Source organism: Phycicoccus ginsengisoli, assembly GCF_054779295.1.
Map to the genome: position 1 here is coordinate 1 of NZ_BAAGYN010000013.1, position 14,292 is coordinate 14,292.

Sequence of the window (14,292 nt, forward strand, 5' to 3'; positions counted from 1 at the left end):
GTCGGCGTGCGTGGGTGACGGCCCACCCGTCGTCGTCGCGCTCGGGTCGGGGTCGGTGGTGGCGCGGGTGCGCAGGAACAGGGCGTCCTTGGCCTCACGGACCGCCTGCTCGACCAGCGCCCCGACCAGGGCGGGTGCGGAGTACCGCAGCTGGAACCGCCCGTCGGCGTCGTACCCCATCGACAACTCGGGGCGGGCACACGCCCGCCGCTGCGCCTCGCTGACCGGTGGCGCGGCCACCGCACCGCCCGAGTCCAGGCCGTCGCGCGCCTCGCCTGACTCAGTCTCGGCGACGACCGGGTCCGCCCCAGCCGTCGCCTCGGGCGGGTCGCCCGGGGTGACGGCGAACGCGTGCCGGGACACCGCCCGCCGCAGCTGCGGCACCGTCAGGTGCCGGGCCAGCTGCCCGGCCGAGCGCTGGTAGGACGCCGGCACGTGGTGCGCCACGACCGCGGCCTGGTCCAGCGACAGCTCCCCCGCGGCCACCGCACCCGCCACCACCGGCAGCTCGGCCCGCCGCCGGGCGACCGCGGCCACGTCCCGCGCGTGCGCCGGGGACAACCCCGCCCGCACCACCAGGTAGTGCTCCACCGACCGGAACCCACCATCACCCCAGTGCCGACCCTCCAGCAGCTGCGCCGCGATCTCGACCAGCTCGGCGTGCGCCGCGTTCAACGCCCCCGCCACGGCAGCGGTGCGGTCCCACAGGACCCGCTGGGTCCTGTGGCGCTCCTGCGCCACCTCGCTCACCGGCATACCCCACATCGTACACCTGTTCGAACCGCATTGCCAGGTTTGTCCACAACGAATTCCGTTGGGGCACAATAGAATGCGCGAGCGCGAGCGCCCCGCCAGAGGCCGCGGGTCAGCTGAGGAGCGCCCCCAGGACGCGGCCGTAGGCCTGCTCGGCGGTGGATGCGCGGCGACCCGCCCCCACACCGGAAGCGGCCTCGTCCGACCCGTCCGCGAGGAGGCGGAACAGGGCGGCCCGCACCAGCGCCTGCCGTGCCGGGCCGGACGACCACGGCTCCAAGAGCGACTCGTCAGCGCCGTGCCAGGCCACGGCGTCGAGCAGGCACAGCGCCTCCGCCCACCGTGCCGGCCGCCAGTAGGGGGCGAGGTCGATGACGACGGGTGTCCCCGAGGCATCCAGCAGCACGTTCCCGGCAAGGTCACCGTGGACGAGCTGGTCCGGCCCGAGGTCGACGGTGTCCCGCTCGGCGGCCAGCCACCGCACCAAGGGCGACCCCGTGCGACGCGCGGCGGCGTCGAGCTCGCCGGCAGGTCCCCACGCCAGCCGGTCGGCCACCGCCCACCGGTCCGTTCGAGTGTCGAGCTGGGTCGGTCGGATCCGCACCGACTCGTCGAGCCGGGCGTGCAGCAGCCGGCCGGTCGCCGCGAGCAGGGCAGGGTCGTGGCACGCGCTCGTGTCCGGCTCGTACCGGCTGGCACCCCAGCCGTCGACGACCCACGAGCCGTCGCGCGCCGGGATCGGCATGGCGACCCGCACCGCTGCCCGGCCGGAGACGCGCTCGAGGTCCAGCCGCACCGCCAGGGGCGCGAGCACCGGGTTGAGCCACCCCGCCGTCTGCGCGTCGCGTCCCGGCGACAGCACGAGGTCACCCGCCACCAGGCTGCGCCCCTGGCCTCCCGGCACCGGGCGGACGTCACCCGGCACGGCGAACAGGTCCAGGACCCGGTCGGGGACGGCCACCGCGGTCGCGACCGACCCCTCGACCCGCGAGCCTCCCCCTCGCTCCTCGGCGCGCGAGCCTCCTCCCGAACCCTCGCCCCCCGTGCCGCTGATCCCCCCGGTGTGACCGGTCACCGGCGCACGAGGCGACGCACCTGCCGGGTCCGCGCCTCGTCGGCATACGCGTCGTCCTGCGGAGCCGGCTCGAACGGCCGGCCGGTGGCACGCTCGGCGGCGATCCCGATGAGGGCGTCGGCGAGCGCGGGGTTGGCCGGCAGGATCGGCCCGTGCAGGTAGGAGCCGACGACATTGCCGGTGCGGGCTCCCTCGGTGCCGTCGGTGCCGTTGTTGCCCAGGCCCGCACGCACCCGCCCGAACGCCGCCTGGCCGGCACCGAGCGTGGTCGAGCCGGAGTGGTTCTCGTAGCCGACGACCGGGCCGAACTCGGTGTCGAGCACGACCGGGCCGATCATCCGCTTGGCGTTCCCCTGGGTGGTCACGTCGAGGATCCCCAGGCCCGGCAGGCGCTTGCCCTCGACGGTGATGAAGGCGTTGCCGAACAGCTGGTACATGCCGCAGATCATGAGCATCGGCACCCCGTCGGCGGCCAGCGAGCGCAGCCGGTCGCCGATCCGCTCCAGGTCGTCCTCGACCCGCACCTGGCCGGAGTCCTGGCCTCCCCCGCCGAGCAGCAGGTCGGCCTGCTCGGGGAGCTCGGCGCCGGGGTGGTGCTGGTGGACGACCGGGACGTAGCCGTGCCGGCGGATCCGCGCGGCGATGCAGCGGGTGTTCCCGAGGTCGCCGTAGATGCTCATCTCGCGCGGGTACAGGTGCACGACGTGGATCACGCCCTTGCCCTCACGCCCCTCGCCCGGGACCAGCGCGGAGCCGGCGGGCTCGCCGGGGATCGCGACGTCGACGGGGGCCGGGTGGGCACCGGCGTATGCCGTGCCGTCGCCGGTGGGGATCGGCCCCAATCCGTCCGGGCCCGCGCCGTTGTCGGTCATGAGGCCTCCTCGCCGATGTCGGGCAGGTCGTAGCGCGCGGCCAGCGTGCGGCGCAGCGCCATCATCGCGGTGTAGGTGCAGAAGATCCGCTTGGGCTCGTCGCGGTGGCCGGCGAGGAACGCGTCGAGGGCGCTGTCGAGGTCGGTCTCGACCGCCCCGACGGGCACGTCGTCGTACTCCAGCCGCAGCGCCATGTCGTACCCACGCACCCCCGAGGTGATCGCCACCCCGCGCTCGCGCAGGCTCTCGAAGCTGACGTCGTACAGCCAGGACACGTCGCGGCCGTCGGCGTAGTTGTCGTTGATCGCGACCATCGTGGCGACCGGCGTCGAGCCGTAGGTGCCGAGCGCCACCGTGAACCCGGCCGGGTTCTTGACGAGCACGAGCTCGAGCGGCTGGCCGTCGACCATGACGACCTCGCCGCGCCCGAACGGTGGGGTCACCGCGCGCAGGGCGTCGGCCGCGACGGCGGGGTCGAAGGCCGCCCCCAGCAGTGAGCGCGCCGCGGTCGTGGCTGCAGTCGCGTTGATCATCGCCGCGAGACCGCGCTGCTGGAGCTCGAGGGGGCCGACGGCGCCGGAACCGTTCTCCCCGAACAGGATCGAGAAGGTCCGCTCGTCCGCCGGCTTGAGCATCCCGTCGTCGGGGCCGGCCACCGGTGGGGTGAAGTCGTCCTCGAAGCGCACGTCCTGCTCCTGCAGCTCGGGCAGCCGGTCGGCGATCGAGGCGTCGACCCCGAACCAGGTCACCGAGACCCCCTGGGCCACCCGGTCACGGATCCGGGCGATGAACGAGTCGTCGAGGTTGAGGACCACCCCGGTCGTCGTCTGCTCGGCCAGCGAGGCGAGCAGCTGGGCGGTGTGGTCGATCTCGGCGAAGCGGTCGAGCTGGTCGCGGGCGACGTTGAGCAGCAGGGCGTGGGTGGGCTTGACGGACGCCGCGAACCGCAGGGCGTGTGCCTCGTCGAGCTCGAGCACCGCCATGTCTGCGGCCAGGCGACCGCTGAGGGGCAGCTCGCCGAGCATCGAGGAGATGACGCCGCGGGTGAAGTTCGAGCCGGTGGGGTTGGTGAAGACGGTGCGCCCGTGGGCCCGCAGGACGGCCACCAGCATCTTGGTGGTCGTGGTCTTGCCGTTGGTGCCGCTCACCACGACGATCCCGTCGCGGACACCGGCGAGCGCGGTGGCGAGGAACCCGGGGTCGACCCGCTCCGCCACGAGGCCCGGCAGCGCCGAGCCGCCGCCGCGCAGCCGCGATGCCGCCCGCGCGGCCTTGCCCGCGACCACTGCCGCCGTCGTCCTCAGCACGGGACAACCCTAGCCAGCGCGACCCGGGCCCGGCGACGCGGCGCCCCCGGACGCCCACGCGACCGGGTCGACACCGCGGCATACGATGCGGGCCATGTCCTCCGAGCCGACCACCCAGGCCCCCTCCCCCGACCCGGGCTGGCTCGAGGCCGAGCGCGCGCGGCTGTGGGACTTCGCCCGTGGCGCCGTGCACCCGGCCGGCGGCTTCGCCTGGCTCGACGACGACGGGCGCCCCGAGCTCGACCGCCCGGTCGAGGCCTGGATCACCTGCCGGATGACCCACGTCGCCGCCCTCGAGGTGCTCGCCGGCAACGACGAGGCCACGCGGGTGCTCGACCACGGCGTCCGGGCGCTGCGCGAGGTGCTGCGCGACGGCGAGCACGGCGGCTGGTTCTCCGCGGTCGACCCGGCCACCGGCGAACCCCTCTCGACGGGCAAGGCCGCCTACGACCACGCCTTCGTGCTCCTCGCCTCCTCGAGCGCGGTGGCCGCCGGCCACCCCGACGGGCCCGCCCTGCTCGCGGACGCCCGCGCGGTCTTCGCAGACCACTTCTGGGACGACGAGGCGGGCATGGCCGTCGAGGCCTGGGACCGCGGGTGGACCACCCTGGAGGACTACCGCGGCGTCAACGCCAACATGCACACGGTCGAGGCCCTGCTCGCCGTGCACGAGGTCACCGGCGACCCCCAGCCGTTGACGGACGCCGCGCGGGTCGTCGAGCGGGTGGTCCACCACTTCGCCCGTGACAACGGCTGGCGGCTGCCCGAGCACTTCACGCCGGACTGGAGCCCCCGCCCCGACTACAACCGCGACCAGCCGGCCGACCCGTTCCGCCCCTACGGCGTCACCATCGGCCACCTCCTCGAGTGGTCCCGGCTGACGCTCCACCTGCGCACCGCCCTCGCGGACGACGCGCCCGCGTGGCTGCTGGAGGACGCCGCGGCGCTGTTCGACCGGGCGGTGGCCGACGGCTGGCACGCCGACGACTGCGACGGGTTCGTCTACACGACCGACTTCGACGGGGTGCCGGTCGTGCGCCAGCGGCTGCACTGGGTGGTCGCCGAGGGGATCGGGGCCGCATGGGTCCTCGCCCGCGAGACCGGGGAGGACGACTACGCCGCCTGGTATGCGGCGTGGTGGGCGCACGCGCAGGCCTGCTTCATCGACCGTGAGAGCGGGTCGTGGCGGCACGAGCTCGACGAGCGCAACCGGCCCGCGTCGACCGTGTGGAAGGGCAAGCCGGACGTCTACCACGCCTACCAGGCCGCCCTGCTGCCGTCGCTGCGTCCCGCTGCCTCCTTCGCCGGCGCGCTCCGCCGCTGAGGGCGCCGCGCCGGGGGCGCCGCGCCGGGGCCGGCGCGCCGGAGCCAGCGCGACGGGGCCGGCGCGGCATACCCGTGAACCCGGGGCCTGGCACACGCGGACGGGTGGGGCGACGACTCCGTCACCCCACCCGCGGTGTGGTCGGTCAGCTGTGTGCCGCGGGTCCCGCGTGCGCGTGGACCCAACCGGCGTGGTCGGCCACCTCGAACGCCCACACGACCAGGATCGATCCCATGAACACGGCCAGCAGGACGTCAGCAGCAGCCGTCTCGGCCAGCACCAGGGTCACGAGCCCCAGCACCGCGGCCAGCCCGGCCACCACGGCCTGCGTCGTCCCGACGCGGTCGTGCTCGTTGGCACCCCTGAACGTGAGGAATGCCGCAGCACCCAGAACCAGGCCTAGTGCGGACATCCCTCGGGGGTCCTTGATGAAGGGCATCTCGCCGTTGACCAGGTAGCCCACGTAGGGGATCCCGATCGCCGCGACGAGCACCGTCGCCACAAGGTCTCGCATCGTCAGTCTCATCACTACACCTCCTTCCACGCTCCCATCGTGGGGCCGGCCTCGACCTCCGGTACAGGGGCCAAGGTCCCCGCACCGGGGCCTCGGAAACGCGGTCGAGGAGTCAGGAGTCCGAGGTCAGGGCGGCCTTGACGTCGGAGGCGTACTGGTCGGACCGCTCCTGGCCGGACAGCGCGGCGATCGCGTCCATGGTGGCGTCGGTGACGGCCCGCAGCAGCGCGCCCTTGGAGTACTGCCTCGACAGGCCCGCCACGTCGACGGGCGGGCCGAACCGCACGGTCACCTTGGCCGGGTGGAAGCCGTTGGTGCCGGCGGGCTGGACCTTGTCGGTGCCGATGACGGCGCACGGCAGCAGGGTGGCCCCGGTCGCGAGCGCCATCCGTGCCACTCCGGTGCGACCCTTGTGCAGCCGCCCGTCCGGTGACCGGGTGCCCTCGGGGTAGACGCCGAAGGCGTCACCGCGGCGCAGGACCTCCTCGCCGAGCTCGAGCGACCGCATCGCCGCCCGCGGGTCCGACCGGTCGACCGGGATGGTGCCTGCCGTCGCGTGGAACCAGCGCACCAGCCCACCGCGCAGCCCCCGGCCCCGGAAGTACTCCGCCTTGCCCAGGAAGTGCACCTGGCGACCCGACGCGAGCGGGATGACGATCGAGTCGATGAAGGACAGGTGGTTCGACGCCACGATGAGCGCACCCGTCCGCGGCACGTTGCGACGGCCCTCGACGCTCATCCGGGTGGCCAGCGACAGCGGCGGGCCGATGAGGACGTGCCGCATCACCCAGCGGCTGGCGGAGTCCTCCAGCGTCGCCAGCGAGACGGGCCGACCCACCCGCGTCACTCCCACTCGATGGTGCCCGGCGGCTTGCTCGTCACGTCGAGGACCACGCGGTTGACCTCACGCACCTCGTTGGTGATGCGGGTGGAGATCTTGGCCAGCACGTCGTACGGCACGCGGGTCCAGTCCGCGGTCATGGCGTCCTCGGACGAGACCGGGCGCAGGACCACCGGGTGGCCGTAGGTGCGCCCGTCGCCCTGGACCCCGACCGACCGGACGTCGGCCAGCAGGACGACCGGGCACTGCCAGATGTCTCGGTCGAGGCCGGCGGCCGACAGCTCGTGCCGGCCGATCGCGTCGGCCGCGCGCAGCACCTCGAGGCGCTCGGCCGTCACCTCGCCGACGATGCGGATGCCGAGGCCGGGCCCCGGGAACGGCTGGCGCCAGACGATCGCCTCGGGCACGCCGAGCTCGAGCCCGACCTGGCGCACCTCGTCCTTGAAGAGTGAGCGCAGCGGCTCGACCAGCTTGAACTGCAGGTCGTCCGGCAGTCCGCCGACGTTGTGGTGGCTCTTGATGTTGGCCGCACCCGTGCCGCCGCCGGACTCGACGACGTCGGGGTAGAGCGTGCCCTGGACGAGGAACTCGACCGGGTGCTCGTCGTCACCCCGGCTGCCGACGACGTCGCGCGCGGCCTGCTCGAAGACGCGGATGAACTCGCGGCCGATGATCTTGCGCTTCTCCTCGGGGTCGGACACCCCGGCGAGCGCGTCGAGGAAGCGCTCCTTGGCGTCGACGACGACCAGGTCGACCCCGGTCGCGGCGACGAAGTCCTTCTCGACCTGCTCGGCCTCGCCGGAGCGCAGCAGCCCGTGGTCGACGAAGACGCAGGTGAGCTGGTCGCCGACGGCCTTCTGCACCAGCGCGGCCGCCACCGAGGAGTCGACCCCGCCGGAGAGCGCGCACAGCACGCGGGACGAGCCGACCTTCTCGCGGATGGCACCGACGAGCTCGCCGACGACGTGGGCCGCGGTCCAGTCGCCGGAGAGACCCGCGCCCTTGTGGAGGAAGTTCTCGAGCACCCGCTGGCCGAAGGTCGAGTGCATGACCTCGGGGTGCCACTGCACGCCGTAGAGCCGGCGCTCGTCGTCCTCGAACGCCGCGACGGGCGCGCCCGCGGTGGAGGCGGTCACCCGCATGCCGTCCGGCGCCTCGGTCACCGAGTCGCCGTGGCTCATCCACACCGACTGGTCGGTCGGCTGGCCGTTGAAGAGGGTCGAGGACGGGTCGGAGACCTGCGCCGGGGTGGCGCCGTACTCGCCGAGACCCGTGTGGGCGACGGTGCCGCCGAGCGCCTGCACCATGGCCTGGAAGCCGTAGCACATGCCGAACACGGGGACGCCCGCCTCGAGGACCGCACGGTCGAGACCGGGCGCGCCCTCGGCATACACCGACGACGGGCCACCGGACAGGATGATGGCGGCGGGGTCCTTGGCGAGCAGCTCCTCGACGGACGCGGTGTGCGGCACGACCTCGCTGTAGATGTCGGCCTCGCGGACCCGTCGCGCGATCAGCTGGGCGTACTGCGCCCCGAAGTCCACGACCAGCACGGGCCGGGACTGCAGCGGGGTCGCCGGGACCTCCACGCGGTCGCCCTCGGGCGCCTCGACGCGGTCGTCGTCCTGGGCCTGGGTCACGTCACTGGCTGCGGCGTCGGTCACGGGGAAAGGCTACCGGCCAGCCGCGGCTCGACCTGCTCGGCCACCCGTCGCTCGATCCAGAACGCCACCAGCGGGACGCAGGCCCCGACGACGATGGCCACCATCCGCCCGAACGACCAGCCGACCTTGAAGCCGAGGTTCGCGACGGTGAACACGAAGACCATGAAGATCAGGCCGTGCACCGGGCTCCACCAGGACAGCACCGCGTTGTCGAAGCCGTACTTGAGCACCATCTCGGCGATCAGCACGAACATCGCCAGGCCGGCCACGATCGCCATCACCTTGAACCAGCCGAGCGCCCGCCGGGCACCCTGGACATCCCTGATCTCAGTCACCGTCACGTCCGGCATCCTCTCGCACCATCCTGAACCACATGAACACGGCGAACGCCGCGAACACCCACCACTGCACGGCGTATGCCGCGTTGCGCCACTTCAGGCCGCCCTCCACCTCCGGCGGGGGGACCCGTTCGACCCCCGTGGGGGCCGGGATGCCCGCGCCCGTCGCCGACCGCTCGGTCTGGGCGAACACGAACGCGTTGTAGACCTCGCCCGGCCACTCGTTGACGAGGACGGCGAGGTCGACGGAGCCACGGGCCTGCTGCGGCCACGCCGGCAGCCCCGGGGGCGGGTCCGCCGGCGACTCGCCGGGCGCCAGCGAGCCGTCCACCGAGACCGTCCCCGTGGGCGGCTCGACAGGTCGGGTGGCGTCGGTGACGAAGCCCCGGACCACGGCGATCCGGGCCCTGGTCTCGGTGACGTCGAGCGGGGTCACGACCCAGTAGCCGGTCCGGCCGTCGAGCCGCCGCGGCCCGACGAGGAACTGGCCGTCCGCGGCATACGTCCCGATCGCGGTCACCGCCCGACCGGACTGGGGGTTCGGGAACGGCTGGTGCGGCCGGATGACGGTGTCGAGCAGGGTCGGGCGCGCCTCGTGCGCCTTGCGCAGCGCGTCGGCGAGGCCCTTGTCCTGGGCGACGTGCAGCTGCCAGAGGCCGAGCTGGATGCACCCCGCCACGACGACGAGCACGACGGCGAACAGGCCGAGCCAGCGCGGCTTCAGGGCGGTTCGCAGCACGCGTCGAGGCTACGTGACGCCGCTGGGGCGGCCGACAGAGCCCTCGGGGCGCGGTCGCGCGGCCCGGTCGGGGGTCCGAAAACCGGTGTCGTCGCGTCGGTGCCGACGCCTACCGTGGTGCTCCTGATGCGCGAGATCCCCTTCCCCGACCCCGGGCGGCCCGACACCCGGAGCACCGCCCGGTTCCTCCTCTGGATCGCCGCCCGGCAGTGGCGCACGCAGGTGGTCGGGATGGCGAGCGGGGCGGTGTGGATGCTCGCCATCGCCCTGATCCCGGCGGCGCTCGGCAAGGGCGTCGACGAGGGCATCGTGGCGCGCGACCCCGGCGGCCTCCTCCGGTGGGCGCTCGCCCTGCTGGGCCTCGGGGCGGTCGCGGCCTCGATGGCGGCGGCTCGGCACTACTACGCGGTGCAGAACTGGCTGTATGCCTCCTACCGCGGCGCCCAGCTCACCGCCCTCGGGGCCGAGCGGGCCGGGCCGGCGCTGACCCGCACGCTGCCGTCGGGCGAGGTCGTCGCCGTCTTCGCCAACGACGTCATGCGGCTGGGTGGGCTCTACGACGTCATGGGCCGGTTCTCCGGGGCGATCGTGAGCTACGTCGTCGTCGGGGCGATCCTGCTCGCCGCGTCACCGCCGCTCGGCTGGCTCGTGCTGCTCGGCGGCCCGGTGATGCTCGCGAGCCTGACCCTCATCGTCCGTCCCCTGCAGCGGCGACAGGCCCGCCAGCGCGAGGAGGCCGGGCGGCTCACCACGCTCGGTGCCGACACCGTGGCCGGCCTGCGCGTGCTGCGCGGCATCGGTGGCGAGCAGACGTTCCTGCGGCGGTACGAGGCGCAGTCGGCTCGCGTGCGCAGCACCGGGTTCCGGGTGGCCGGGCTGCAGGCGGCGCTCGACTCCGCGCAGGTGCTGCTGCCGGGGGTGTTCGTCGTGCTGGTCACCTGGCTCGGTGCGCGCCAGGCGGTCGAGGGCCGCATCACGGCCGGGCAGCTCGTCGCGTTCTACGGCTACACCGCGTTCCTCACGATGCCGCTGCAGACCGCCATCGAGGTGATCGACCGCGGCATCCGGGCCCACATCGCCGCCGGGAAGATGCTCCGGGTGATGACGGTCGAGCCGGACCACGCGCCCGGACGGCCGGCCAAGGGCGCCACCCCGGACCCCGGTGCCGACCTCGTCGACCCCCTGTCGGGCACCGTCGTCCGCGGCGGGGTGCTCACCGCGATCGTCTCGGCGCGGCCCGAGGAGTCGGCCGCGGTCGCCGAGCGGCTCGGGCGGCACGGCCCCGGCCCGCACCAGACCACCTGGGGCGGCACCCGGCTCGACGACCTGCCCATCGAGCAGGTGCGCCGGTCCGTCGTGGTCAGCGAGCCCGACCCGCGCCTGTTCACCGGGGTGCTGCGCGAGGAGCTGCTCGCCGCGCGGCCGTCGACGGCGCACGTCGGTGCCGAGGGTGCGGGCGTCGCCGACCTCCGCGCCACCGCCCACGCAGCCGGCCACGGCGACGGCCACGGCCACGGCCACGGCGACGGCGACACCCTCGTGCGCAGGGCGCTCGAGACCGCGAGCGCGCTCGACATCCTCGACGCCGTCCCGGACGGGCTCGACGGCCTCGTCGAGGAGCGCGGCCGCTCGTACTCCGGCGGCCAGCGGCAACGGCTGGCCCTGGCCCGCGCCCTGCTCACCGACGCCGACGTGCTCGTGCTGGTCGAGCCGACGAGCGCGGTCGACGCCCACACCGAGGCCCGGGTCGCCGAGCGGCTGGCGGAGCACCGGCGCGGCCGGACCACCGTCGTGACGTCGGTCAGCCCGCTGGTGCTCGGCCAGGCCGACGAGGTGGTCCTGCTCGAGGACGGCCTCGTCACCGCCCGCGGCACCCACCGCGAGCTGCTCGCGGACCCCGAGCACCCGGCATACCGGCACATCGTCATCAGGGAGGAGGACCCGTCATGATGACCGACCACGCCCGGCGCACCCTGCCTGTCGCCGACACCGCGGCGGTCTGGCGGCACACCCGCGGGCTCGTCTCCGAGCACCGGCGGCTCGTCGCGCAGGTGCTGGGGCTGCACGCCCTGGCTGCGCTGGCGGCCCTGGCCGGGCCGTTCCTCGTCGGCCGGCTCGTGGACGTCGTCAGCGGGCACGGGCACGGCGGCGACGTCGACCGGATCGGTGTGCTGCTGGCCGTCGCGGTCGTCGTCCAGACGGGGCTGACGTGGGCCGCCCGGCGCGCGGCGTTCATCCTCGGCGAGACGGTGTTCGCCCAGCTGCGCGAGCAGTTCGTGGCGCGCGCCGTGAACCTGCCGCTGTCGACCGTCGAGCGCGCCGGCACCGGTGACCTCGTGGCGCGCACGACCAACGACGTCGAGGCGCTGTCGCACGTGGTGCGGTTCGGGATCCCGTCGCTGTTCGTGGCCTCGATGACCGTCGTCATGACGGTGGTGGCGGCGCTGCTCACCTCACCGCTCGCGACGCTGCCGATCCTGCTCGGGGTGCCGTTCTACTGGGTCTCGACCCGTCGGTACCTGCGCAAGGCCGGTGACGGCTACCTCTGGGAGCGGGCGACGTATGCCGCGCTCAACGGCGTCGTCGCCGAGACCGTCGACGGCGCGCGCACGATCGACGCGCTGTCGCTCGCGGGCGTCCGCCGCAGCCGGTTCCACGCCGCGCTGCGCGAGTGCTACCGGGCGGAGCGGTACACCCTCGGCCTGCGGCTGCGGTGGTTCCCCGCTGTGGTGTTCGGCTACTACGTCCCGACCGCCGGCGCGATCGTGTGGGGCGGCTGGCTGGCCATCAACGGGCACATCACGGCGGGCGTGGCCACGGCAGTGACCCTCTACATCCAGCAGATGGTCGGGCCGCTCGACGAGCTGCTCGGCTGGCTCGACGAGATCCAGGTGGGGGCGACCTCGCTCGCCCGCGTCATCGGCGTCGGCGAGGTGCCGCCCGACCGGGTCGCCACGGGCGAGCGGCCGACAGGACCGCGGATCGAGGTCGACGAGGTCCGGTACGCCTACCGCACCGGCCACGACGTCCTGCACGGCGTCTCGCTCGACCTGCGGCCCGGCGAGCGGCTGGCGATCGTGGGACCGTCGGGCGCGGGCAAGTCGACGCTCGGCCGGCTCATGGCCGGGATCGACGGGCCCCGCCAGGGGCGGATCGACGTCGGCGGGGTGCCGCTCGTCGACCTCGACCTCGGCGACCTGCGCGGCGAGGTGGCGCTGGTGACCCAGGAGCACCACGTGTTCGTGGGGTCGCTGGCCGACAACCTGCTGCTGGCGCGGCCCGGCGCGAGCACCGACGAGCTCGAGGAGGCACTGCGCGCCGTCGACGCCCACGAGTGGGCGCTCGGGCTGCCCGAGGGGCTGGAGACCGTGGTGGGCAGCGGCGGCCACCTGCTGACCGAGGCCCAGTCGCAGCAGGTGGCGCTCGCGCGGCTCGTGCTCGCCGACCCCCACACGCTGGTGCTCGACGAGGCGACCTCGCTGCTCGACCCGCGGGCGGCCCGGCACCTCGAGCGGTCGCTGGCGGCCGTGGTCGAGGGGCGCACGGTCGTCGCGATCGCCCACCGGCTGCACACCGCCCACGACGCCGACCGGGTGGCCGTGGTCGAGGACGGGCTGGTGAGCGAGATCGGCACCCACGACGAGCTGGTCGCCGCCGAGGGTGCGTACGCCGCCCTGTGGGCCTCGTGGCGCGACGAGCCCGCCACCCGCGGCACCACCTCCCGCTCCTGACCCGGGCAGCGAACCCTCACCGAGGTCGAGAGAACGCGACGCGCTGATGATCGCCGCCGGCCATCAGCGTGTCGCGTCCTCTCGACGGTGGCCCTGTGGACAGCTCGCAACGCCGTTCGCGGTTCCGGGCCACCGTGGGGCGCATGGAGACACCGCTCTGGCTGCCGGACGAGCTCGGCGTCGGACCGTTCACGGTGGCCGCCGCCCGTCGGGCCGGCGTCCCCGGGTCTCGCCTTCGGGCGCCCCACCTGTACCGGCCGACGAGGTCCGTCCGTTCCACCCTCGCCCCGGAGACGACCGCCGCCGTGGCGCGCCACTTTCGCCTGGCGCTCCCGGACGACTGCGTCTTCAGCCACGCGACCGCGGCACTGCTGTGGCAGCTGCCCCTGCCCGATTCCGTCACCGGACACGGGTCCCTCCATGTCATGCGCGACTCCGCGAGGGGTCGCGTGCGACGCTCAGGATGCCAGGGGCACCGCGGGCTGGAGCGTCGACGGACAGCCCGGATCCAAGGACTGCCCGTGACGTCCTTGCCCGACACCTGGGTGGATCTCGGAGAGCTCGCCGAGCCCGGGATGTCCTTGGACGACCTGGTCATCGTCGCTGACGCCGTGGCCACCCGGCTGGCCGGGCCCCCCGGCCCGGGTGAGGCCGATGACGACCTTCGAGGCCGTGGCCGCGCCGAGCTGGAGCGGGTCCTGGCGTCCCGCACGCGTCCTCGCGGCAAGCGCCTGCTGACCGAAGCCCTCGATCTCGCGCGGGCACCGGTCCGCTCGCCCATGGAGACCCGGGCACGCCTCATGTTCCTGCGCGCCGGGTTCCCCGAGCCCGAGGTCAACGGGGTCGTGCTCGACGGCGACGGCTTCTGGATGCTCGAGGGCGACCTCGTGTGGCGGGAGCAGCGCGTGGTCGGCGAGTACCAAGGGCGTGACCATGCGTCGATCCGACGCCGCAGCTACGACTCGACCCGGACCGCCCTCGCCGCGGACCACGACTGGCGGGTTCTCGAGATCTACGCGGACGACGTGTTCCGCCCTCCCCGTCGGGTCGCCTGCCTCCAGCGGTTCGCCCGGGCCCTCGGTCTGGACCTCGACGGCCTGGCCATCGCCTGATGGCTGTCCGACACGGGGGTCG

Annotated in this window: 13 protein-coding genes; 4 read left to right on the top strand and 9 right to left on the bottom strand. The window is 74.2% G+C overall.

Annotated features, from left to right (window positions below):
* From ACYVDO_RS18015 to ACYVDO_RS18030, 4 genes are all read right to left on the bottom strand, one after another.
* Positions 1-756, bottom strand: a 756-nt coding sequence (locus ACYVDO_RS18015; protein WP_460938456.1) for a DUF222 domain-containing protein, incomplete at its 3' end; no start/stop codon positions are given.
* A 109-nt stretch (positions 757-865) separates the two neighbouring features.
* Entirely contained in the window at positions 866-1,828 is a 963-nt protein-coding gene (locus ACYVDO_RS18020) for an aminoglycoside phosphotransferase (protein WP_460938458.1), read from the bottom strand.
* Positions 1,825-2,700: a type 1 glutamine amidotransferase gene (locus ACYVDO_RS18025; protein ID WP_460938460.1), complete on the bottom strand. Its 876-nt coding sequence runs from the start codon at positions 2,698-2,700 to the stop codon at positions 1,825-1,827. The genes ACYVDO_RS18020 and ACYVDO_RS18025 overlap by 4 nt, the downstream gene beginning before the upstream one ends.
* Positions 2,697-4,007 carry a MurT ligase domain-containing protein gene (locus ACYVDO_RS18030; protein ID WP_460938462.1) on the bottom strand — a complete coding sequence of 437 codons (1,311 nt, stop codon included), beginning with the start codon at positions 4,005-4,007 and terminating at the stop codon, positions 2,697-2,699. The genes ACYVDO_RS18025 and ACYVDO_RS18030 overlap by 4 nt, the downstream gene beginning before the upstream one ends.
* Positions 4,008-4,101: 94 nt before the next feature.
* Here ACYVDO_RS18030 and ACYVDO_RS18035 point away from each other — a divergent pair, with 94 nt between their 5' ends.
* Positions 4,102-5,331, top strand: coding sequence for an AGE family epimerase/isomerase (locus tag ACYVDO_RS18035; protein WP_460938464.1), 1,230 nt, complete (start codon positions 4,102-4,104; stop codon positions 5,329-5,331).
* Between the two features lie 145 nt (positions 5,332-5,476).
* On the opposite strand, the gene ACYVDO_RS18040 is transcribed toward ACYVDO_RS18035, so the two are convergent.
* The 5 genes from ACYVDO_RS18040 to ACYVDO_RS18060 form a co-directional block, all read right to left on the bottom strand.
* Complete coding sequence (locus ACYVDO_RS18040; protein ID WP_460938466.1) at positions 5,477-5,845, bottom strand: hypothetical protein; 369 nt, start codon at positions 5,843-5,845, stop codon at positions 5,477-5,479.
* A gap of 112 nt (positions 5,846-5,957) precedes the next feature.
* Positions 5,958-6,683 carry a lysophospholipid acyltransferase family protein gene (locus tag ACYVDO_RS18045; protein WP_460938468.1) on the bottom strand — a complete coding sequence of 242 codons (726 nt, stop codon included), beginning with the start codon at positions 6,681-6,683 and terminating at the stop codon, positions 5,958-5,960.
* Between the two features lie 5 nt (positions 6,684-6,688).
* A complete protein-coding gene (guaA, locus tag ACYVDO_RS18050) occupies positions 6,689-8,275 on the bottom strand; it encodes a glutamine-hydrolyzing GMP synthase (protein ID WP_460938613.1) in 1,587 nt (528 codons plus the stop codon).
* Positions 8,276-8,346: 71 nt separating this feature from the next.
* Positions 8,347-8,691, bottom strand: a complete 345-nt coding sequence (locus ACYVDO_RS18055) for a DUF3817 domain-containing protein (protein WP_460938470.1) — start codon at positions 8,689-8,691, stop codon at positions 8,347-8,349.
* Positions 8,678-9,427 (bottom strand): SURF1 family protein, encoded by a 750-nt coding sequence (locus tag ACYVDO_RS18060; RefSeq protein ID WP_460938472.1) that lies wholly within the window; start codon positions 9,425-9,427, stop codon positions 8,678-8,680. Before ACYVDO_RS18060 ends, ACYVDO_RS18055 begins: the two co-directional genes overlap by 14 nt.
* A 126-nt stretch (positions 9,428-9,553) precedes the next feature.
* Here ACYVDO_RS18060 and ACYVDO_RS18065 point away from each other — a divergent pair, with 126 nt between their 5' ends.
* The 3 genes from ACYVDO_RS18065 to ACYVDO_RS18075 all read left to right on the top strand — a co-directional run bounded on the left by ACYVDO_RS18065 (position 9,554) and on the right by ACYVDO_RS18075 (position 14,270).
* Positions 9,554-11,377: an ABC transporter transmembrane domain-containing protein gene (locus ACYVDO_RS18065; RefSeq protein ID WP_460938474.1), complete on the top strand. Its 1,824-nt coding sequence runs from the start codon at positions 9,554-9,556 to the stop codon at positions 11,375-11,377.
* The gene (locus ACYVDO_RS18070) at positions 11,374-13,158 is read left to right on the top strand and encodes an ABC transporter ATP-binding protein (protein ID WP_460938476.1); all 1,785 of its coding nucleotides are present in this window, start codon (positions 11,374-11,376) and stop codon (positions 13,156-13,158) included. Before ACYVDO_RS18065 ends, ACYVDO_RS18070 begins: the two co-directional genes overlap by 4 nt.
* 521 nt (positions 13,159-13,679) lie before the next feature.
* Positions 13,680-14,270: a hypothetical protein gene (locus tag ACYVDO_RS18075; protein WP_460938478.1), complete on the top strand. Its 591-nt coding sequence runs from the start codon at positions 13,680-13,682 to the stop codon at positions 14,268-14,270.
* Positions 14,271-14,292: the final 22 nt, after the last annotated feature.

Bases quoted from the DNA above. Each gene is read 5' to 3' on its own strand.
- ACYVDO_RS18070 (WP_460938476.1), top strand. From the start codon at position 11,374: ATGATGACCGACCACGCCCGGCGCACCCTGCCTGTCGCCGACACCGCG.
- ACYVDO_RS18040 (WP_460938466.1), bottom strand. From the start codon at position 5,845: ATGCGAGACCTTGTGGCGACGGTGCTCGTCGCGGCGATCGGGATCCCC.
- ACYVDO_RS18035 (WP_460938464.1), top strand. From the start codon at position 4,102: ATGTCCTCCGAGCCGACCACCCAGGCCCCCTCCCCCGACCCGGGCTGG.
- ACYVDO_RS18065 (WP_460938474.1), top strand. From the start codon at position 9,554: ATGCGCGAGATCCCCTTCCCCGACCCCGGGCGGCCCGACACCCGGAGC.
- ACYVDO_RS18025 (WP_460938460.1), bottom strand. From the start codon at position 2,700: ATGACCGACAACGGCGCGGGCCCGGACGGATTGGGGCCGATCCCCACC.